Here is a 19,798-nt window from a genome sequence, read left to right as displayed (position 1 = left end):
ACGCCCCTGAACCGGCTCATGCGGTCAGGCGACCACCTCTGCCGTCTCAAGCACGGCGTGCAGCAGCACGTCAGCGCCAGCGGCAGCCCATTCGGGGCTGATCTCTTCGGCCTCGTTATGCGACAGACCGCCGACACAGGGGCACATGATCATGGTGGCCGGCGCCACCTTAGCCGCCCAGCAGGCATCGTGCCCCGCGCCTGAGATAATATCGCGATGCTCAAGCCCCAGCCTTTCGGCAGCCGAGCGTACCCGGCCGACCAGCACCGGATCAAAAGTCACGGGATCGAAATGGCCGACGGCCTCGACCGCGCAGCCAACGCCCAGATCGGCGCAAATTGCGGCAGCGCGCTTTTCGATCTCGGCCCGCATTCCGTCCAGCTTGGGCTGATCGGGGCTGCGGATATCCACGGTAAAGACAACGCTCCCCGGCAACACATTGCGCGAATTTGGACTGAACTTTACCTGTCCGATACCGCCCACCGCACCGGGCTGGGCGGCCATCGCCACCTCTTGCACCATCTCAAAGATCCGCGCCATGGCCAGTCCGGCATTCACCCGCATGTCCATCGGCGTCGAGCCGGTATGCGCCTCGCGTCCGGTCAGGGTGAATTCCAGCCACCACAGCCCCTGGCAATGCGTCACTACCCCGATGGTCTTGCCCTCGGCCTCTAAGATCGGGCCTTGCTCAATGTGATATTCGAAATAGGCGTGCATCTTGCGGGCGCCGACCTCTTCCTCACCGACCCAGCCGATGCGCTTTAGCTCGTCGCCAAAGGTCAGACCTTCCTGATCCTTGCGGGAGTAGGCATAGTCGAGGTCCAGCACCCCGGCGAAAACGCCCGAGGCAAGCATGGCGGGCGCGAACCGCGCGCCCTCCTCATTGGTCCAGTTCGTCACCACGATGGGATGCCTGGTGCGGATGCCCAGATCGTTCAGCGTCCGCACCAGTTCCAGCCCGGCCAGCACCCCAAGCACGCCATCATATTTCCCGCCCGTCGGCTGGGTATCCAGATGCGAGCCGACATAGACCGGCAAAGCATCGGGGTCCTCGCCCGCACGGGTGGCAAACATGGTGCCCATGCGGTCGACGCCAAGGCTTAGCCCCGCCTCTTCGCACCAGAGCTTGAACAGGGCGCGACCCTCGGCATCGGCATCGGTCAGCGTCTGGCGGTTATTGCCGCCGGCGACGCCGGGGCCGATCTGCGCCATCTGCATAAGGCTGTCCCACAGGCGCGCGGAATCGATGCGGAGATTCTCTCCGGGTGATGGCATGTCATTGATCTCCCTGTCGGCTTCGGGGCTTTGGCCCTCTTGCGACGAATCCATTTCTGACCATATGGTCAGGTTGCAGGAGGCCACGTTCTGACCATCCGGTCAACAAAAATTCAGCACCACGGGCCAGGATGAACACGAGTTCCGACGCAGAACGCCCAAAAATCGGGCGGCGCGAGGCAAACCGTCGCGCCACCGAAGAGGCGATCCTGAACGCCGCCGAAACGGTCTTTGCCGAAGCTGGCTTTGGCGGTGCGACCATGCAACTGATTGCCGATCTTGCCGGCCTGCCGAAAGCCAACCTGCATTATTATTTCGCCAGCAAGGAAGAGCTTTATCGCCGGGTGGTCGAGCGCATCTTCCAGATCTGGCTTGAGGCAGCGCAGGCCATGGACGACGCCCCCGGCCCGGCCGAAGGCATCGGTGCCTATATTGATGCCAAAATGGAAATCTCGCGCCGCTATCCCAACGGTTCAAAAGTCTGGGCCAGCGAGGTGATGCACGGCGCGCCGGTGATCCAGGACTATCTGGAAACGACTTTGCGCGACTGGACCGCCGGTCGGGCAGCAGTAATTCAGGGCTGGATTGACGCCGGCAAGATGGCGCCGACCGATCCGCAGCACCTGCTTTACATGCTTTGGGCCGCCACGCAGCATTATGCCGACTTCGGCCACCAGATCGAGGTCCTGAATGGAGGTCCGCTAAGCGATGCGGACTGGCGCGCGGCGCGGGAATCTGTAAAGCAGATCATCCTTCGCGGCATCGGCGTCGCGATCTGACGGGAAAGGACAACATTGAGCGACAACAACCCAGCCCGCACGCGCATCCAGCGCCGCAACCGCAAAGCCATCCTCGAAGCCGCACTTGAGGTATTCTCGGCCCAGGGATTCCGTGGCGCGACACTGGACCAGATCGCGGCCGAAGCCGGGCTGTCAAAGCCGAACCTGCTGTATTACTTCGCTTCGAAAGAGGCGATCCATGCCGAATTGCTGGACGGCCTGCTGGATACATGGCTGGCACCGCTGCGCGAGCTGAACCCTGACGGCACCCCACAGGATGAGATCCTGGGCTATGTCCGCCGCAAGCTTGAGATGAGCCGCGCCATGCCGCGCGAAAGCCGGCTTTTCGCCAATGAAATGCTGCAAGGCGCACCGCGACTGACTGAGGTGCTGCCCAAGCTTAAGGCGCTGGTCGATGAAAAGGCCGAAATCATCCGCGACTGGACACGGGCCGGCAAGCTTGCCCCGGTCGATCCGCATCATCTGATCTTTGCCATCTGGGCGCTGACCCAGCATTACGCCGATTTCGAGGTGCAGGTTACGGCCGTTCTGGGCCCGGGCCACGATCCCTATGATGAGGCCGGCGCCTTTCTTGACATGCTGTTCACGCGGCTGCTGCGGATCTGAATCGCGACTGCCGAAGGTTTCCCCCCGGCAGCCAGCAAACGTTTACCGGACAATGCGCCGTATCATTCAGCAGCGTTTCTTGCCGGGTTGTTGGGGTGGGTCGTCCAGTTGGCATAGGCCGCAACCGGCCGGCCGGTACGCGGGTCGACTTCGCCCAAAGGCAGCTCTTTCATGGTGATGCAATCGACCGGACAGACATCGACGCAAAGGTTGCAGGCCACGCATTCCTCGTCCTTGACGACATAGGTGCGGTCCGGCTCGACGGCGATTGCCTGATGCGAGGTATCCTCGCAGGCGGCATAGCAACGGCCGCATTTGATGCACTCGGTTTGATCAATGACCGCCTTGGTCGTGTAGTTCAGGTTCAGATATTGCCAGTCCGTGATCTTTGGCACCGCGCGACCCACAAGATCGGTTACCGAGGTAAACCCCTTGCGATCCATGTAATCCGACAGGCCCGAGATCATCTCCTGCACCACCTTGAAACCATAGGTCATGGCCGCAGTGCAGACCTGTACCGAACCGGCACCCAGTGCCATGAACTCGGCCGCATCGCGCCAGGTGGTGACGCCGCCGATGCCGCTGATCGGCAGGCCATGGGTGGCCGGGTTGCGGGCGATCTCGGCCACCATGTTCAGCGCGATGGGTTTGACCGCCGGGCCGCAATAGCCGCCATGCGTGCCCATGCCGTCGATCATCGGCTCGGGGCAAAAGGCATCAAGATTGACCGAGGTAATCGAATTGATGGTGTTGATCAGGCTGACCGCGTCGGCCCCACCGCGCATTGCCGCCTCGGCAGGTTTGCGCACATCGGTGATGTTCGGCGTCAATTTGACGATGCAGGGCATGCGTGAATGGGTCTTCACCCAGCGGGTCACCATTTCGATATATTCCGGCACCTGCCCCACGGCCGAGCCCATGCCGCGTTCGGCCATGCCATGCGGACAACCAAAGTTCAGCTCGACCCCGTCGGCGCCGGTGTCCTCGATGCGGTGCAGGATGTCGCGCCATGAATCCTCGTCGCATGGCACCATCAGGCTGATGATCAGCGCACGGTCAGGGTAGTCGCGCTTGACCGATTTAATCTCACGCAGGTTCACCTCAAGCGGGCGGTCGGTGATCAGCTCAATGTTATTCAGCCCGATGACACGGCGGTCAGGACCATAAACGACGCCGTAACGCGGGCCGTTCACATTGACGACCGGAGGCCCTTCGGCCCCAAGCGTCTTCCACACCACGCCACCCCAACCGGCCTCATAGGCGCGGCGGACGTTGTATTCCTTGTCCGTGGGCGGAGCCGAGGCCAGCCAGAAAGGGTTCGGCGATCTGATGCCAATAAAGTCGGTAGCCAGGTTCGCCATAGCTCAGGCCCCCATCAGGAAGTTGTGGATATCTTCAGCAGCGTCACGGCCCTGAGCCACCGCTGTCACGGTCAGATCATCTCCGCCAAGCGCGCAATCGCCGCCTGCCCACACCCCCGAAACCGAGGTACGGCCGTGGGCGTCTGTGCGGATCTTGCCCGCTTCCAACGCGATCTCGGCCGGGGTCTGACCCAGCGTCTGGCCGATGGCCTTAAAGACCTGATCGGCTGGCAGTCGAAAGGTCTGGTCCGTCAGCTCCAACCCCTGCGCCCCGCGGCGGGTATAGGCGAACTCCACCTCTCGCACCGCGCCATTGCCGTGGATCGCCACCGGGGCGGCGTTTTCGATGATGCGCACGCCATTGGCCAAGGCGTGCTCTTGCTCATGGGCCGAGGCGGGCATCTCGGCCCGCGAGCGGCGGTAGACGATCGAGACGTTCAGCGCCCCCAAAAGCCGCGCCTGCACTGCCGCATCGACCGCAGTCATGCCGCCGCCGATCACCACCACGTCACGGCCGATTGGCAGTTCTGCAAGGTCGCGGGCCTGACGCAGTTCAGCGATAAAGCTTGTCGCGGGCTCGATACCAGCCTTGTCTTCGCCTGCAAGGCCCAAAGCGTTCACGCCTGACAGCCCCATGCCCAGAAAGACCGCATCATAATCCCCGGCCAGATCCGCCAGCGCGCCATCACGGCCCAGCTGCCAGTTCTCGATCAGACGGATGCCGCCGATCTGCATCAGCCATGCCACCTCGCGCGCGGCGAAATCGTCAACGGCCTTATATGAGGCGATGCCGAATTCGTTCAGCCCGCCGGGTTTCGCCCGTGCTTCATGCAGCACGACGTCATGACCACGCATCGCCAACCGATGTGCACAGGCCAGACCCGCAGGCCCCGCACCCACCACGGCAATGGTCTTGCCGGTCGCATCAGCGCGGCGGAAAGGATGGTCCTGACGCGCCATGATCCTGTCCGTCGCATGGCGCTGCAGCGCGCCAATCTCGACCGGTTTGTCCTCGGCCGTCTGGCGCACGCAAGCACCTTCGCACAGGTTCTCGGTCGGGCAAACCCGGGCACACATACCGCCCAGAATGTTCTGCGACAGAATGGTTACCGCCGCCGCTTCGGGCGTGCCGGTCGCGATCTGGCGGATGAACAACGGAATGTCGATCGAGGTCGGGCAGGCCTCGGTACAAGGCGCGTCGTGACAAAAATAACAGCGGTCTGCCTCGACCTGCGCCTGATGGGTATCAAGCGGCGGCGCCACGTCACTGAAATTGGTGCAATAGCTGTCATGCGACAGCCGACCGGGCACCGCCCCCGGCGTTAACTGGCTGTTGGTCACCTTGGACCTCCCTGGCTTGTTATTGCAATCAGGGTCTCACAGGTTCATTTTTTATCAAGTGGTAAAATTCAGAACCGCGCCTCATCGCCGTATGAAGCCGTTTCAGCGGCCAAGGACTGCCGAAAAATGCGGCGATCAGGGGCACCAAAATCCGCATGACTTAGCACCGGCAATCGAGATTGCTTCGGCACGGCTTTCGAAACCTTGGCTGGGGTCGAGTCCGTGCAAAGCGCCACTATCCGCCTGCCCCGCCAAGAAATCCAACCAGGATGGCGTCGCGGAATGCGGTCAAGGCAGCCGGCCCGGATCAGATCCACCATGCTTTTGGGCCACACACCTTGTGCACACGCGATTGACTGGTTCAAAGCGGCTCTGCAATCAATCGGAACGTTCCAAGTCACTGCACAGGCTCTGACTCAGAGGCTTGCCCTGAATCGCCGATTGGGGGCGGTCATGAAGGAAACCGGGGTCAAGTTGAGAACGGCGGTGGGAAATTGGTCCACGGAAGCGGCGGCATGAAGCTGCTGCGGGCGGCGTGAAAGTCGTCCACTTTTCCTTCCTGCGGTTGCAGGGAGGTCGTAGGGATCTACAGCGTGGAGCTATATCTGAGAGTTCGTCAGGCTTGTGCGGATGGCATGAGCCAACAGGAAACAGCACGGATATTCCACGTTCCGCGGGACACGGTTCGGAAGATGATGTCATTTTCGGTTCCACCCGGCTACCGGCTGACGTTCGATATCCGGTGCCCGAAGCTCGAGCCCTTCCTCCCGATCATTGAGGGCTGGCTGAAAGCCAGTCTGACCATGCCGCGCAATCAGCGGCATACGGCGAAGCGGGTGTTCGACCGGCTTCGCGAAGAATGCAGCGTCACCGGCGGCTACGCGATCATCAAGGATTACATGCGAGAGCGGGAACGATGCGGGCAGGAGATGTTCGTGCCGCTGTCGCATCTGCCGGGCCACGGTCAGGCCGACTTCGGCGGGGCCCTGGTCCGGATCGGCGGTGTCGAGCAGAAGGCGCACTTCTTCGTGCTGGACCTTCCGCACAGCGATGCGTGCTATGTGCGGGCCTATCCTGCGACGATGGCCGAGGCCTGAGTGGATGGCCACATCCATGCGCTCGCGTTCTTCGGTGCGGTTCCCCAGTCCGTACTCTATGACAACGACCAGTGCCTGGTGGCAAAGATTCTGCCGGACGGAACGCGCAAACGCGCCTCGCTCTTCAGCGGGTTCTTGTCGCATTATCTGATCCGGAATCGCTATGGCCGTCCGGGCAAGGGCAACGATAAGGGCAATGCCGAAGACCTGGTGGTTCTTATCGGAATCCGGCAGATCCTCCCGGCGTTCGTCGTGCCCCCGACGGTGGGGCAATGGCCGAGGAAAACGGCACCTGGAAACGGGTTTCCCAGACCAGCAACAACACCAAGGGCCGGTTTGGCGAGATGATGGCCGATGATTGGGCGGCAAAACAGAACCCGCCCTGGGAAAAGGGCAACGGCCCTGCTTCGACCATGAATACGCCGGGCCATCGGGGGCTGGATGCGGTCTATCGCAACCCCACCCCCCCCCGGATTACTTCGTCACCGATGCCAAATATGGGTCGGCCGGGTTGGGACGACTAAAGGACGGCACATAGCAAATGTCGCCGGATTGGATCCGAGACCGTCTCGAGCAAGGATTTGGGCCCTTAGATGCAGATCGTATTGCAAGAAGCCACGAGCCGGGAATATTGCGCGTGGACAAGGATGGTAACGTGGTTTGGGAAAGCTTGAATGTCAATCGGCGTTGAAGAGTGCCCCCTTATCGGCGTCCAAAAGGGACCCCTCTGGCGATGTGGTGAGCAGGCCCGTGGCGGCGTAGCTTTCCAGCTGGCGCAGCCGACGCGGGCCTGCGTTTCGGGGGTGTTCAGGCTCGGGTTTTGATGCGGCACTTTGGACCTGTCGCGGTTTCGTTCCGGTCTTCTGAGAGCGATGCTCTCCCCAAAGGAGACAGGATATGGCAGCGACACACAGCGCGGAATTCAAACGGGATGCGGTTCGCATTGCACTCACCAGCGGCCTGACACGGCGTCAGGTTGCGTCTGATCCTGGCGTCGGCCTTTCGACGCTTGGCAAGTGGATACGGGCGATTTCCGCTGAGGCGAAGATGCCGGAACGGGATACCGGTCTTCTTCGTGAGAACGAACGGCTGCGCAAAGAGAACCGCATACTGCGCGAGGAGAGGGAAGTACTAAAAAAGGCGGCTCAGTTCTTCGCGGCTCAAAAGCCGTGAAGTTTCAGTTCATTGCCGGCTATCGTGGCAGCCTTTCTCGCCGCCATCTCTGTCGCATGATGGGCGTAACGGATCGCGGGTTGCGCGCGTGGCTGCGCAGGCCCCCCGTCCATCCGTCAGCGGCGCGATATGGTGATCCTGGCCCATATCCGCGAACAGCATCGGCTGAGCCTGGGCAGCTACGGCAGGCCGCGTATGACCGAGGAGCTGAACGAGCTGGGCCTGCGGGTCGGACAGCATCCTGCACTACTATGAATGGGGCTCATCCTGAGACACATCTGTAATGCTCTGCGGTGGGATCCATAGTGTCGGCGGGATAGGCAGGCGATAGTGCCTACACGCAGTCAGGAAAAGCGGGACGAGACCTCGCTTGATCGCTGTCATTTCAAAAATTGCCACACACTCCTTGATTGCAAGGTTCAAGGTATCTGCTATCTTCTCATATCCACGCGATGGCGACAGGCCAGTCACGCAAATCCCATGGTAGGTATCCCCACGCCAGATTTTTTGATCCGTTTCCGCATCTGGGAACCACGCTTGATGTGTGCAGTCGGGTATCATTTGCGAAAGTCGTCCTGAGAATACGTCAATGAGACTTTGTTCTGCGCCGTACTGTAGCAACACGAACAGGTAGGGAAACAGGACACTGCCAACACAGGCCTCATCACGGTATCCCTGATCACTACTCGCAGGATGAGCAAGCAGATCGTTGTAATCACGGAAACACGTCGGGTAACTGGAATTTGTGAGAAGCGCGAACGAAGTGTTCTGAGCCATCTCATGTAACCATGGTATGAATCGATTTTCAGACGATGTCTGTTGAGCAAGATACATGATCAACGCTGACTCGATCATGTGATCGTCCTTAAACGGAGACCCCAAAGTCGGGTTGTTGTTGATCAGAGCTACCAACATATCCAGCATCTTCATTGTCTGCTCGCTCAGGCTACGAGCGAACTCGGGGTTCGCCTCCGAGAGAGCTTTCCCAAACAAGTCCGTCCAGATTGCACGGATGGCGGCTCGTCCAAGCAAGTCGAACATAGCAAGATTCGCATCGACCGCTTCACGCGACTTCACCGAAACCGTTAGCGCATGAAGCGTCCCTGCATGAGGATACAATACCTTCTCAAAATATAACTCGGACATCATCAGATAGAGCCGAACGTACTGATCCAAAATTGCCGTCAGAGCACTTTGATGTTTGGACGGCTTCGTCTCGACTGGTTCTTCTCGCATGGCATCCCAGCAGAACAGCAAGCCTAATTCAGAAATCCGATAGATGACATCGAGGCTCTTTGCTTCGATTGCCCAGGCGCAAATGGCGTGGAGGCAAATATACGCCTGCCTGAGCCTCAATAGGCGCTCTTTGTCATCCATATCCTCTTGTGGGAGAACGATGGCAACAAAACTTCTAGTGTACTCGTAGCAGGCCTCTGGCTCATTCACCATTGCAAGAGCTTTCTGGAAATGCCTGCGCGCCGCTTCGTCCAATAGCTCCCGAGCCAACAAAGATTTTTCCATAAATCCAGCTAGGCGGTCCCCGTTCCAAAGCTCAAAGCACACTTCGCTAGTCGCATTTTTCTGCGTGAAACCAGCCCAGTTGCCCTCAACAGTTTCCTTTAGCTCCCCCCCCATGCACAAACATATTTTGATCGGCAAATCTTGGTGCTCTTTTGTAACCGGCCGATTGTTACCGCGGCGATTGGGCTTTGATGCGGGCGACGAGTTCCGCGTCATCGACAAAGTCGTCGAGGAACTGGTGCCAGGTTTCGGTGGTGATGCGGGCGTCCCTGAGCATGTCTTTCAGTTCATCGATACCGTCATCGGTCAGGGCGGTGACGGTGTCATCCTGGCCGGTATAGACGCTGATGATCGCGCTGTAGCTCAGGTTGTCGTCGTTATAGACGATGGCTTCGAGAAGCTCGGGGGCTTCGCCCAGCATCCTGGCAACGTAGTCGAGAGTGCAGACATGGGTGACGGTTGCCATCAGGCGGCCTCGGGTAAGGTTTCGGTCGTCGGCACCCAGTTCCAGGGCAGCAGTTCGTCGAGGCGGTTGATCTTGTGATCGTGGATGCGGGCCAGGATGTCGGCCAGATAGGCTTGGGGGTCCAGGCCGTTCATCTTGGCGGTTTCAACGATGGTCATGGCGCGGGCCAGCGTTTCGGCTCCGGTATCGGCCCCGGCGAAGAGCCAGTTGCGGCGCCCGACACCGATCGGGCGCAGCGCGCGCTCGGCAGGATTGTTGTCGATCGCCACCCGGCCGTCCTCAAGGAACAGGCTGAAAGCGTCCCGGCGGCTCAGCCCGTAACGGAAGGCCTTGGCCAGATCGCCCTTGCCGGGGATCCGCGAGAGCTGCTGCTCTGACCAGGCGAAGAAGGCCTCGACCTTCGGAGCGCTGTGTTTCTGGCGCGCGGCAAGACGGACTTCGGCGGGATGGCCGGTGATCTCGCGCTCGATGTCGTAGAGTGCGCCGATACGGTCGAGTGCCTCACGGGCGATCGTGGATTTGGTCTTGTCCCATTCATCATGGAAGTCGCGCCTCAGGTGAGCCCAACAGGCAGCCTCCCGCAGGCGGGGTGTCCCGTCCGGGCTTGGATCGTAGAGCTTGGCATAACCCTTGTAACCGTCGGCCTGCAGGATGCCGCGGGTCCGGGCCAGATGGCGATGGACATGCTCTTCCTTCCAGTCCGGCGCGAAGGCATAGACCGCGCCGGGTGGCAACGTGCCTGCCCAAGGGCGCTGATCGCGGACATAAGCCCAGATCCGGCCCTTCTTCACACCCTTGCCCAATCCCTTGTCGCGGCCCGCGCGATCCAGCACCCGGATCGGTGTGTCATCGGCATGAAGGAGGTCGCTGGCCATCACGTCTGCCTCGATCCGTTCGATCAGCGGTGCCAGCACCTTCATGGCGCGACCGCACCAGTCGACCAAGGTACTGTCCGGGATGTCGGCGCCCATCCGGGTGAAGATCTCATGCTGGCGATAAAGCGGAAGGTGGTCGTCAAACTTGGAGACGAGGATGTGGGCGAGCAGGTTCGCGCCTGCCATGCTGCCGGGGATCGGCCGGCTGGTGGCCGGCATCTGCACCATGCGTTCACAGCGGCGGCAGGACTTTTTCAGGCGGGCGATCTGGACGACCTTCAACCGCGCCGCGATCAGATCCAGCATCTCGCTGACATCCTCGCCCACCAGGCGCAGGTCGCCGCCACAATCGGGGCAGCAGCTGCCGGGATCGAGTTCCCGCCGCTCGCGCGGCGCGCTGTCCGAGACCCGGGGACGTCGGCGGGATGGACGCTCGGCAGCTTCATCGGCAGGTGCCGTTTCCAGCCCATCATTGTTTTGGCCGTCGTCCTCGACGTCAGTCTGGCCTTCGGCCGTTGCGATCAAAAGATCCTCGAGCGCCAGCTCCAGCTGTTCGATCTCGCGCTCGATCTTTTCCGAGGACTGGCCGAACACCTGCTTCTTCAGCCTCGCGATGCGTAACCGCAGGGCCTGGATCAACTGGTCATGGGCGCGCAACGTGGCCGAGATCTTCGCGTTCTCCGTCTGCAACGCCAAGATCAGCGCCTTCAAACGCGCCGGATCATCGGGAAGGATTTGGGCCGTATTCGACATGCGCCCGCCTACCACAAGGCAGGCGGAATGGCCATAAAAACAAGGCGTTTCAGCGGGATAAATCAGCCGACGCGGGCTGGTGGCGCGCCCCAATCCGGCCTGCGCCAGTCAATGCCTTCCCACAGCATGGCCAACTGCGCCGAGGTCAGGCGAACCGCACCATCCCCGCACATCGGCCATGGAAAGCGCCCCTTCTCCAGCACCTTGTAATACAGGCAGAAGCCCTGACCATCCCAATGAAGCAATTTCAACCTGTCGCCGCGACGCCCGCGGAATGCAAAAACCGCACCGCCGGCCGGCTTCTGGCGCAGAACATCCTGGGCAAGTGCAGCCAGCCCGGAGATTCCCTTCCTCATGTCGGTCACGCCGCAGGCCAGATAGACACGAACGCCGGTTCCCGGCCCGATCATGCCCCTTCCACCGCACGGATCACATGTGTCAGCGTCACGGTATCCAGAGCCGGATCGAAGCGCAGGCAGCGACCATTCGCCAACTGCAACTCGATCTGGGCGGGGCGAGGCGCTCCTGCGCAGATGGTCGCTGACTGCATCACCAATTCCGTGGGCCGGTCCAGTTCAACCGGCAGAAACAGCGTTTCCGGAGACGCCGAAATCACGCCCTTCTTCTTCAGTTGGTGCCGCCAGGCATAGATTTGCTGCCGCGTCACATCGTGCCGCTGTGCAACCTGCGTCACCGTCACCCCGTCCACGCCGACCGACAAAACGATCTCGAGCTTCTCCTCGTCGCTCCACCGCCGCCGCCGCTCCAGTCCAAGAATATCGCCCCGCATCCCCACACCCGCATAAGACACGTCATTAACGACGTCACTATGCACGTGCCTTAATCCATCAGCCCAAACTCAGGCAGGCGGTAACAATCGGGCCGTTACGCTCTTTTGCAACTTTCGAACCTATGTAAACATCCAGAATTTCCTGCAACTCAGGACGCACTGACTGTGGCCCTGCATCCCAATCGTTGCGCCCTACGTCTCCTGCCTTGACGCAGAGCAAATAAAGGTACTTCTGATCATCGTCTGGCAACTGACCTACGGCAGATATATCAACTCCATCTTGGCGAGTTCCGATCATTGGAGTTTTCAGCACCTGCAACCCCATCGCAGACAGCAAGTTGGGCAACAACACTTTGTCAAGGTCACCGCGTTCCTTGAGCGATGCGAGATATTCTTTAAGTATCAGCTTCATTTTACTTTTCTCTGCTCGACCCTAAAAACCGTCAGAAGAGCATTAAACCCAACCGGGTCGACCACGGATAATCGAGGAATCTCAAAGCTGTAGGAGTGCTCACTCAGTGGGCTAATGCTAGGAAACTGTTGGCCGTCTGCGCCTGTAATCATGGTAAAGCTCTTACGCCCGTAGAGCATCGTGACCTTGTGAACGAGACTAGCAAACACTGACATTTTCCGAGCTTGCTTTTGAATATCAGTGTTCCTTTGGTGATCTTTTATCGCAGCTGCCCGCCTCGCTTCATTTGAGGGTTCAAGTTCACTGAGTTCTTCCGCATTTTTCAATCCCTCAATATACGCCTTGTGTCGCGCTATTAGGTCATGAGCTGCCTTAGCCACGGCCGGAGAACCACTAGACGCTTGCTGCTCAAGATATGGTATAAGCTCACTGGAGTAGCTAAGCAAAAGTGGTTCCCAAAGAAGTTTTTCGATCTCAGCAACAGCATCTGGATGTCCATGTTCCACAAGACTGAGCAGAACTGACGCTGCCGTGATCTCATGCATCCAAAGGAATCCGATACATTTTCGGGCCAAAAAGACTTGATCGACCGCTTCAGAAGGTATGTCTCGCGGCTGGATTATCAGAACTGCTCCTTTATCTCCGCCGCGAACCATCTCAGCCAAGAAGCTGCACAAAGAAAAGTCCCCAGAATTTAGCCATCTTGCGAATAGATATGACGCGTTTGAAGGTTCCTCCCAAGCCCATTCGAAAAAGTTATGAAACTGCTCGCTCTTTGCTGGCTTCTCGAAGTGCGGAACCATGGCCTCCATGAACGCGACCACCGCTTTGAACGACCAGCGTTCATCTTTCCAGGTTAGCGCGCTATCTATCCAGTGGCTTGCTGCCTCAAAGCTGGAGGATATGCTTTGTGATCTGCTCAATACTGCACTGATAGTTTGCCCTGTGGATGCATTCTTGTGATAGAAAAGCATTGCACACAGGCGGACCAAGTCTTCATCTGTCGGCTGGGCGAGAAGGGACTGGATCACTTCGTCTTGCCGATATTTTTCTTTGCCTGATTCTTTGTCCCAAATACGAAAAACGGCCTCAATAGCGGCATTTTTCGCGTCCTCGGATGACGGACTTTGAATATCCGAAAAGCAAGCATCTATGCCGGTTTTATCATCCTGTGATGTCATGTTCTTGAGCCGTCCTAGGGCGCGAAATCCTATAGATCGGATTTCTGCTCTACTGTCCTCTAAGAAACCTACCAAGCACCCGAAGTCATCGAGGCCTTGTAAGGCGAACACGCAGGAGCGTTGGCAATCTTCTTGGCCGTCTATTGCGCCCAGTACAATTTCTCTGGCTTGCGAGGGATGTTTTTCGCACCAACGAACTAATGATGCAAACGGTGTGGTCGAAGCCCCATCATTACCTGCCTTTTCGACCAAACATTCGGCAAAGCGCTGAACGGCGTGATAGTCATCCGCCACGCGCTCAATCGCGTCAGACAACGCGCCGAAAATCATCCAAAAGTTGTTGTGCTCAAGCTGTCGTATGGCCTCGAGGTTGTGGTCCGAGAGCAGAGCGATCTCACCTGAGTTGTGTAACTCTGCCAGCAAATCGCTTAGTTCTCGTTGCCTGTCCTTGTGTTCAAAGTCGAGTATAGTCGGGATAAGGCGTCCGGCGGCGTCGCCATCGATAATCAGCTGGGCTAATTTGCTGTTCTCCGTCACTCTGCTGACCTCCTTCACCGGTGCATGCCTTGGGAAATCGTAACGCGCGGACAGATCGTTGAAAACTACTGTGCATCAGACGAGCGGGAATGATATTCAAACCTATAGTCTCGATTTTGCGACTGCAGCGAACGACTGTTTCCGCCCGCAAGACAGGATGATCGCCATGCTACGTATGAGTGTTTGCTTTCTCAAGTTCGCCGCGGGCACCATGCCGCACCGCCCCAAACGGCTTCCCGCCCCAGTTTGGTCTTTCAAACGCGGGAGCCCGAATGCCTGCTTTCACTCTGGCGATCATTCAACCTCTTGGGAGCGCCAACGACTGCTTTCCGCCCTGATCGACAGTGGTGAGCGGCTTGTGCGGCGTCACACTCGAATGGGCGCTTTTCCGGGTTTGCTGCAGGTGCCATGCCGCGCTAGCGTCAGGCATCTCTCCGCCCATAGCCGTCGTCTGACCAGTTCAGACTGAGCTCACACAGGTGACTTGGAAATCATCTAGGGTGCCTCTCCTCAGGATCTTGCTCTGCTGGAGCAGCTATGGCGATCTAGTATGGAGAGCAGACGTACAGAAATAAACAAAGAAAAAGCGCCATTAGGCGCTTCGTCTTTCATGTGAACCGTCCCAAAACCCGCGCCTTTATGAAACGAAAGGCAAATCTTTCTGAAACGCGACAAAGAATGTGAAATTTCAGAGAGTCTTGCTCTGTTCTCCATCCGAATCCTGAACGAATCCAGTGGCTTTGGCTAGCGCGTTTTTCGTTAACTGCCTTTTATTTCACTTCGCACGCGGGTTATCGTGTTGGGGCTGGCAAAGTTCGGAGGTTCACAATTGCTTCGAGGTTTGTTCGCGATCTTGCAGGCCTTGAGGTGATCGGCCGCGCCGTATTGTATGAAGCGCACTCCCGATATTGCTTATTGCTCATGCCGTTGCATGTTCCCATCCGATAAATCTAACCAAAAATCGAGGTGGATGCCGCGATAGGGAAATTCGGCGCCTTTTTCAGTATGGTCGATAACCCCCGCATCTGCGAGCGTGATTACGTCCTGATGCACGGCTGGCGCATCGCGCCCGACCCGGTGCGCAAGCTCGTCAATGGACATGACCCCTTGCCCGGCAAGCGCCATGACAACCCTAAGACGAGAAGGTGTGAGAACCCGATGCAGATCCTCGTAGCTGCGAAAATACAGCGCGGGGACTGCTTCGCGGCCCTTGGCTGCAACGGCCAGTTCGCCTGCTTCGGTGAAGCCTGTCCGAAGATTGGCCCCCGTGTCCAGATGGATGTTCAGAGTGCTCATTGTGTTCCTGCCAGCATTATCGGTTGCCCCTGGAAATGCTGCTCGGCATTCATCCGATCATGCGGGGGGGGCGGGTGATTTCCGGTTGGCTTCCAACTACTCGACGCATTCAGGGTCGACCCGCCAAGGCACGCTGCACCGCAACGGGCTCTTTCTCGATCACCCGCAGCAGCGTGGCAGCAGGACCAGAGACGCGACGCTGACCTTGTTCCCATTTTCGATACCCCGAAAGGCTCATCCCCATCAATGGGGCCATTTGCGCCTGTGTCAGCTTCGCCCGCATCCTGACCTCTCGCGGATCGACCGGCTCGTGCAGAATTGCGGTGCCTTCTCCCTTGGCATGGGCCAGTGCCTCGCCCATGGCCTGGATCAGATCTTCGCCAAACGTGCTCATTTCCTTTCCTTCCATGCAGCCTTCAGCGCCGTGGCCAGCGCGGCCACAGTGCGCTTTTCATCCGGGGTCATGTCGCTTCTCGCGTTCTTGGCATAGGCCAGCAGCGCGTAAAGCGGCATGGATTCATCCAGGTAGTAGTAGATCACCCGAGCACCGCCCCGTTTGCCTCGACCTGAGGCTGCGAACCGGAGCTTGCGCACCCCACCCGTGCCAGGGATCTCATCACCGGCCATGGGGTTCTCGGCCAGAAAATCGATCAGTTCCCGCTTCTCGTCTTCGTCGAACAGCTTTTCGGTCTGTCGGGTAAAGATAGGGGTTTCCACTACTGTCTGCATGCCCACATGTAGCCCATCGGGTTACTTTTTGCAAGAAGTGGGTGATAAGAAGTATCAGACACCATCAATGCCGGCTTCCTCCGGAGGCGGGAAGACGAGAGCCTTCATCGGTTCTCATACTCCGCCCGCTTTCGGGCCTTGAGCGTTGCGCAATCCTGCGTATCATTGGCGGACGGTAAAATCCGCCTCGTCAGGCGGCGCCTTGGTATGGTCAGGTCAATCTTCGGCCGTCAGCCGGCGGACTGCCGCCAGTACCTCTTCGATCGCCCGTTCCGCAGCCGCGAGCTTCACGGCCGCCATGAGCTCCTCACGCCCCGCCATTGCGAGAAACGAGGTCTCACCCAGATTGTCGCGCTATAGCTGACGCGCTAAACCGTGTTCTTGCTGATGCTAGATGCACGACGATTTCTTCTACGGAAACCCGGCGGTCGGACATGATGCGGCCCTTGGGAGGTCAGCCTTCTCCATGGTTCTCGCGATCTCGTCCGATCCAGTCGGAGCGAACGAGCTTGAGGCGGGTTCGCCGCCACCCCCACCACCGCGCTTGATATGGGTCCGGGTCCCCATCGGTTGTCGCGTTGCGGTCAGGCGGCGGCCTCTGGCGGCAGCGTGGGCGCCATGTCCGCGATCGCCTGGAACTTGGCCAGGAACTCAGGACGATGCTGCATGAGATAACGAACCACCCGTGCGTTTCCGAGCAACTTTGCCAGGTAAAGGTGCTCACGATCTGTTTTCTGGGCTATCCGGCGTTTCGGGTTGATGGGGTCTGGAAGTGCTCCTTCCCTGAGCGGTGTTCAGGTTGATGGATCGAATCCCCGCTTCATCGGCTACCTGATCCAGTTTTCAACCCGCAGGCCGCGAACGCGGGAAAACTCGCCCGTGTTGTCAGTCACAAGGATTGCGCCTGCGGCGTAGGCATGAGCTGCGATCAACAGATCGTTCGGACCAATGGGCTTACCAGCGGCCTCAAGCTCGGCACGAATGCCGCCATACTCTGCGTCAGCAGGCACATCGAGCGCCAGAACCTGCACGCTTTCCAGTATCGCTTCGACATGCGCCAGGAGTTTCGCAGACCCTTTCCTGGCGCACCCATATCGCAGCTCTGCGGCTGTGATGATGCTCACGCAGATCGCATCCGGGCCGACCTCGGCAATGCGCTTTGCCGCGCTGCCGTCAGGATGTCGCAGCAGATCGGAGACGATATTGGTGTCGAGCATGTAAAGGGTCAAAGGTCGATTTCCTTGGCCGGGAGAAGCGTCTCGTCCACATCAGGAAACTGATCCTCTGGCCCAAGCGGGTCTAGTCCGGCCAGCACTTCAAGCAGGTTCTTGCGGCGCAGCGGCTCGATGATAAGCCGGTTCCCGTCACGATAGATGTTCACCCGATCCCCCGGCATCTCGAAGTCAGCCGGGATGCGGACGGCCTGGCTCTTGTTGTTGCGGAAGAGCTTGGCTTCACGAGGCCCTGAAGATGGCTGCGGATGCGGCATGATCGCCCCTCCTGTTCATGTGTATATGCAGAAACATATACATCATGCTACGGAGATTTTCAACCTGCGCCGTCGTCAGCCCCGTCCCTACAACCCATTTTGTGGAGAGCGGGCCGGGGCTCGCTCATCTCATCAACCCAAAACGCCGGAGCTGAAATGCAACCAAAACCGATGCGGGCAAGGTTGGACTCGGCTGACGCGCTAGACCGTGCCCTTTCGCACTGCCCTGCTAGCCGCGTGTCGGAGCGGTATGTCCGCGTGCTGGGGCAGAACCGTTCCACGCAGCGTCGCCTTTCTCGCGACCGGGATGACGAGCGGCAATTGACCGACGACATCGTTGCACTGGCCCGCCGCTATGGCAGCTACACCTTCAATAGGATTTCGGACAGCGGCGCCTTCTCCTTGTCCTGCACCTCAGCCGAGCCGGCTTCGGTCATCGGCCTCAGCTTATCGGCTCCGGCGCCCAAGGTCAGGTCGGCCCTGTCCTTCGCGGTCAGCTTGTGGTGCGTCAGTTCCCAACTTGCTGAGGTCAACGCCTTCGGCGAGCGCATCGCATCACGGGACCCGGACCGCCAAGCAGCCAAAGTCCAGATCCGCGTTGCGCCCATGAACCGCCTCAATGCACTCGGCATCGCAGAGATCGAACGCGTGGCCTGAACCAAGCGGGGAAAGGGCACGTCCCACCACTGCCTGACTTCTGCAACAATGCCTAAACCATCTTCAAACGGCGCAAGAGATCAAAACCTTTGAGAAGCGCCGATTGCTGCATCATCAAACCGCAGCATGGACTGAAAGCCGAACGAGCCAAGCCTTCCGTTCCAGATCATCCAGCGACGGACAGTAGTGACATCTCAGCCTGCTGAAGCAAAACTCCGGACAGCGGCAGGTTTATCATAACGCGGCAGCACCCGGAACACCGCCGCAGCCATCGTCAACAACACGACGTTCAGGAACAGCCCCAGTTGATAGTTGCCCAGCGAATCGAATATCCGCGCCATGATCAGCGGACTGATCCCGACGGCTCCGATGAACGCCGCATATTGCCAGCCATAGACCTTGCTGTAGTCGGACCTGCGGAAATATCGGGACACCAGGTAGCCCATCAGATCCGCCTCGACGCCCAGTGAAAAGCCGATAGCGATCGTGGCGGGGATGGCCACGCTGGCGCCGACCATGGCCAGCGCAAGACAGCCCAGGGCCGCCGACAGCGACACCCCGACCAGGATGTAGGCCGCGAAGATGCGGTCGGCCAACCAGCCGCCGATCAGGCGCCCCGCCATCCCCGAGATGCCCAGGAAGCCGACGATCCCTGCCGCCGTGACCGGCTCGAGCCCCGCGTCGATCAGCATCGGCGACAGGTGCACGATCAGGCTGCCGATGCCGAGCGAAAACAACGCCAGCCCGGTGATCAGCAGGCGGAAGATGTTCCGGCGTTCGGCCTCGGTGAAGGCGCCGTTGTCGTCCTCGGGGGCGGCCTGCGCAGCCTGGACGCCATCGCCCTGCCCGCGCAGAAGCAGCAGGAAGGGCAGGACGATCGCCATCATGACCGCCAGCGCGATGTAGCCCGCGCGCCAGTTGGTGTCGTCGATCGAGGTCGCCACGATGGCCGGCGCGACCGTCGCCACAACGCTGGGGCCCATCAGGGTGATGCCCATGGCCAGCCCCTTCATCCGCGAGAAATGGCCCGCGATCACCTTGGTATAGGCCACCGGCGCCGCCGCCGCGCCCAGCAGCGCGATCAGGACATGGACGGCATAGAAGCCCGCAAGGCTGTTCACGAAACGGGCAAGGACCAGATACAGCACCACCGCCGAGATGATCGAGACCGCCGCGCAACGCACCGGGCCGAAGCGGTCGATCGCCCGGCCCACGATGGGTGAGGCCACCCCGATCGACAGCGTGAACAGCAGCACCGCGAAGGAGAGCTGCGAGCGGCTCCAGCCGTATTCGGCGATGAGCGCGGGGAAGAAGACGCCGGCCGTATAGATCGGCAGCGAGGAAACCCCCAACCCGCAGCCGACCATGGCGGCGACGAGATATTTCCAGCCGGTTTTCAATTCGTCCATGGACGAGGTGGTCACAGTCTGCATGAGAAA

General features: G+C 59.4%; 19 protein-coding genes and 3 pseudogenes. 6 read left to right on the top strand and 16 right to left on the bottom strand.

The window, feature by feature from the left end:
* Window positions 1-24: 24 nt before the first annotated feature.
* The gene (locus F8A10_RS17170; RefSeq protein ID WP_152367995.1) at window positions 25-1,275 is read right to left on the bottom strand and encodes a Zn-dependent hydrolase; all 1,251 of its coding nucleotides are present in this window, start codon (window positions 1,273-1,275) and stop codon (window positions 25-27) included.
* Between the two features lie 131 nt (window positions 1,276-1,406).
* Here F8A10_RS17170 and F8A10_RS17165 point away from each other — a divergent pair, with 131 nt between their 5' ends.
* Window positions 1,407-2,054, top strand: a complete 648-nt coding sequence (locus tag F8A10_RS17165) for a TetR family transcriptional regulator C-terminal domain-containing protein (RefSeq protein ID WP_152367994.1) — start codon at window positions 1,407-1,409, stop codon at window positions 2,052-2,054.
* 15 nt (window positions 2,055-2,069) lie between these two features.
* The gene (locus F8A10_RS17160; protein WP_152367993.1) at window positions 2,070-2,681 is read left to right on the top strand and encodes a TetR family transcriptional regulator C-terminal domain-containing protein; all 612 of its coding nucleotides are present in this window, start codon (window positions 2,070-2,072) and stop codon (window positions 2,679-2,681) included.
* Window positions 2,682-2,743: 62 nt separating this feature from the next.
* Here the strand turns inward: F8A10_RS17160 and preA are convergent, their stop codons facing one another.
* Complete coding sequence (gene preA, locus F8A10_RS17155; protein WP_152367992.1) at window positions 2,744-4,042, bottom strand: NAD-dependent dihydropyrimidine dehydrogenase subunit PreA; 1,299 nt, start codon at window positions 4,040-4,042, stop codon at window positions 2,744-2,746.
* Between the two features lie 3 nt (window positions 4,043-4,045).
* Entirely contained in the window at window positions 4,046-5,383 is a 1,338-nt protein-coding gene (locus F8A10_RS17150) for an NAD(P)-dependent oxidoreductase (RefSeq protein ID WP_152367991.1), read from the bottom strand.
* Between the two features lie 593 nt (window positions 5,384-5,976).
* Between F8A10_RS17150 and istA the strand changes: the two are divergent.
* The 3 genes and pseudogenes from istA to F8A10_RS17140 all read left to right on the top strand — a co-directional run.
* Window positions 5,977-6,693: pseudogene (gene istA, locus F8A10_RS17145) on the top strand (IS21 family transposase); the annotation flags it as partial.
* Between the two features lie 59 nt (window positions 6,694-6,752).
* Entirely contained in the window at window positions 6,753-7,004 is a 252-nt protein-coding gene (locus F8A10_RS21210) for a hypothetical protein (protein ID WP_193668341.1), read from the top strand.
* 373 nt (window positions 7,005-7,377) lie between these two features.
* Window positions 7,378-7,887, top strand: a pseudogene (locus F8A10_RS17140) (transposase); the annotation flags it as partial.
* A gap of 15 nt (window positions 7,888-7,902) precedes the next feature.
* Here the strand turns inward: F8A10_RS17140 and F8A10_RS17135 are convergent.
* The 12 genes from F8A10_RS17135 to F8A10_RS17075 all read right to left on the bottom strand — a co-directional run bounded on the left by F8A10_RS17135 (window position 7,903) and on the right by F8A10_RS17075 (window position 17,702).
* Window positions 7,903-9,312, bottom strand: coding sequence for a hypothetical protein (locus tag F8A10_RS17135; protein ID WP_193668246.1), 1,410 nt, complete (start codon window positions 9,310-9,312; stop codon window positions 7,903-7,905).
* A gap of 31 nt (window positions 9,313-9,343) precedes the next feature.
* A complete protein-coding gene (locus F8A10_RS17130) occupies window positions 9,344-9,640 on the bottom strand; it encodes a hypothetical protein (protein WP_152367959.1) in 297 nt (98 codons plus the stop codon).
* The gene (gene tnpC / locus F8A10_RS17125; RefSeq protein ID WP_152367958.1) at window positions 9,640-11,268 is read right to left on the bottom strand and encodes an IS66 family transposase; all 1,629 of its coding nucleotides are present in this window, start codon (window positions 11,266-11,268) and stop codon (window positions 9,640-9,642) included. Before tnpC ends, F8A10_RS17130 begins: the two co-directional genes overlap by 1 nt.
* A gap of 62 nt (window positions 11,269-11,330) precedes the next feature.
* The gene (gene tnpB / locus F8A10_RS17120) at window positions 11,331-11,678 is read right to left on the bottom strand and encodes an IS66 family insertion sequence element accessory protein TnpB (protein WP_152367957.1); all 348 of its coding nucleotides are present in this window, start codon (window positions 11,676-11,678) and stop codon (window positions 11,331-11,333) included.
* Window positions 11,675-12,103: an IS66-like element accessory protein TnpA gene (tnpA, locus tag F8A10_RS17115; RefSeq protein WP_227493466.1), complete on the bottom strand. Its 429-nt coding sequence runs from the start codon at window positions 12,101-12,103 to the stop codon at window positions 11,675-11,677. The genes tnpB and tnpA overlap by 4 nt, the downstream gene beginning before the upstream one ends.
* 13 nt (window positions 12,104-12,116) lie before the next feature.
* Window positions 12,117-12,470, bottom strand: coding sequence for a hypothetical protein (locus tag F8A10_RS17110; protein WP_152367989.1), 354 nt, complete (start codon window positions 12,468-12,470; stop codon window positions 12,117-12,119).
* A complete protein-coding gene (locus F8A10_RS17105; RefSeq protein ID WP_152367988.1) occupies window positions 12,467-14,188 on the bottom strand; it encodes a hypothetical protein in 1,722 nt (573 codons plus the stop codon). The genes F8A10_RS17110 and F8A10_RS17105 overlap by 4 nt, the downstream gene beginning before the upstream one ends.
* Window positions 14,189-15,100: 912 nt before the next feature.
* Window positions 15,101-15,484: an HVO_A0114 family putative DNA-binding protein gene (locus F8A10_RS17100; protein WP_152367987.1), complete on the bottom strand. Its 384-nt coding sequence runs from the start codon at window positions 15,482-15,484 to the stop codon at window positions 15,101-15,103.
* A gap of 109 nt (window positions 15,485-15,593) precedes the next feature.
* Window positions 15,594-15,878 (bottom strand): helix-turn-helix domain-containing protein, encoded by a 285-nt coding sequence (locus tag F8A10_RS17095; RefSeq protein WP_193668244.1) that lies wholly within the window; start codon window positions 15,876-15,878, stop codon window positions 15,594-15,596.
* A complete protein-coding gene (locus tag F8A10_RS17090; RefSeq protein ID WP_011746829.1) occupies window positions 15,875-16,213 on the bottom strand; it encodes a type II toxin-antitoxin system RelE/ParE family toxin in 339 nt (112 codons plus the stop codon). Before F8A10_RS17090 ends, F8A10_RS17095 begins: the two co-directional genes overlap by 4 nt.
* 827 nt (window positions 16,214-17,040) lie before the next feature.
* Window positions 17,041-17,442 carry a type II toxin-antitoxin system VapC family toxin gene (locus tag F8A10_RS17080; protein WP_024844294.1) on the bottom strand — a complete coding sequence of 134 codons (402 nt, stop codon included), beginning with the start codon at window positions 17,440-17,442 and terminating at the stop codon, window positions 17,041-17,043.
* Window positions 17,439-17,702: an antitoxin gene (locus F8A10_RS17075; RefSeq protein ID WP_011746827.1), complete on the bottom strand. Its 264-nt coding sequence runs from the start codon at window positions 17,700-17,702 to the stop codon at window positions 17,439-17,441. Before F8A10_RS17075 ends, F8A10_RS17080 begins: the two co-directional genes overlap by 4 nt.
* A gap of 534 nt (window positions 17,703-18,236) precedes the next feature.
* Here F8A10_RS17075 and F8A10_RS21530 point away from each other — a divergent pair.
* A pseudogene (locus tag F8A10_RS21530) lies at window positions 18,237-18,359 on the top strand (IS5/IS1182 family transposase); the annotation flags it as partial.
* 194 nt (window positions 18,360-18,553) lie between these two features.
* On the opposite strand, the gene F8A10_RS17065 reads toward F8A10_RS21530, so the two are convergent.
* The gene (locus tag F8A10_RS17065; protein ID WP_011746825.1) at window positions 18,554-19,792 is read right to left on the bottom strand and encodes an MFS transporter; all 1,239 of its coding nucleotides are present in this window, start codon (window positions 19,790-19,792) and stop codon (window positions 18,554-18,556) included.
* Window positions 19,793-19,798: the final 6 nt, after the last annotated feature.

It is taken from the genome of Paracoccus kondratievae (genome assembly GCF_009301415.1).
Taxonomy (GTDB): Bacteria; Pseudomonadota; Alphaproteobacteria; order Rhodobacterales; family Rhodobacteraceae; genus Paracoccus; species Paracoccus kondratievae.
Note: the sequence above shows the minus strand (reverse complement) of the source record. Positions and strands in the feature narration are given on the sequence as shown.

Coding starts and splice junctions, on each gene's coding strand:
- F8A10_RS17170 (WP_152367995.1), bottom strand. CDS start 1,275: ATGCCATCACCCGGAGAGAATCTCCGCATCGATTCCGCGCGCCTGTGG.
- F8A10_RS17165 (WP_152367994.1), top strand. CDS start 1,407: ATGAACACGAGTTCCGACGCAGAACGCCCAAAAATCGGGCGGCGCGAG.
- preA (WP_152367992.1), bottom strand. CDS start 4,042: ATGGCGAACCTGGCTACCGACTTTATTGGCATCAGATCGCCGAACCCT.
- F8A10_RS21210 (WP_193668341.1), top strand. CDS start 6,753: ATGGCCGAGGAAAACGGCACCTGGAAACGGGTTTCCCAGACCAGCAAC.
- F8A10_RS17130 (WP_152367959.1), bottom strand. CDS start 9,640: ATGGCAACCGTCACCCATGTCTGCACTCTCGACTACGTTGCCAGGATG.
- tnpC (WP_152367958.1), bottom strand. CDS start 11,268: ATGTCGAATACGGCCCAAATCCTTCCCGATGATCCGGCGCGTTTGAAG.
- tnpB (WP_152367957.1), bottom strand. CDS start 11,678: ATGATCGGGCCGGGAACCGGCGTTCGTGTCTATCTGGCCTGCGGCGTG.
- F8A10_RS17110 (WP_152367989.1), bottom strand. CDS start 12,470: ATGAAGCTGATACTTAAAGAATATCTCGCATCGCTCAAGGAACGCGGT.
- F8A10_RS17100 (WP_152367987.1), bottom strand. CDS start 15,484: ATGAGCACTCTGAACATCCATCTGGACACGGGGGCCAATCTTCGGACA.
- F8A10_RS17095 (WP_193668244.1), bottom strand. CDS start 15,878: ATGAGCACGTTTGGCGAAGATCTGATCCAGGCCATGGGCGAGGCACTG.
- F8A10_RS17090 (WP_011746829.1), bottom strand. CDS start 16,213: ATGCAGACAGTAGTGGAAACCCCTATCTTTACCCGACAGACCGAAAAG.
- F8A10_RS17075 (WP_011746827.1), bottom strand. CDS start 17,702: ATGCCGCATCCGCAGCCATCTTCAGGGCCTCGTGAAGCCAAGCTCTTC.
- F8A10_RS17065 (WP_011746825.1), bottom strand. CDS start 19,792: ATGCAGACTGTGACCACCTCGTCCATGGACGAATTGAAAACCGGCTGG.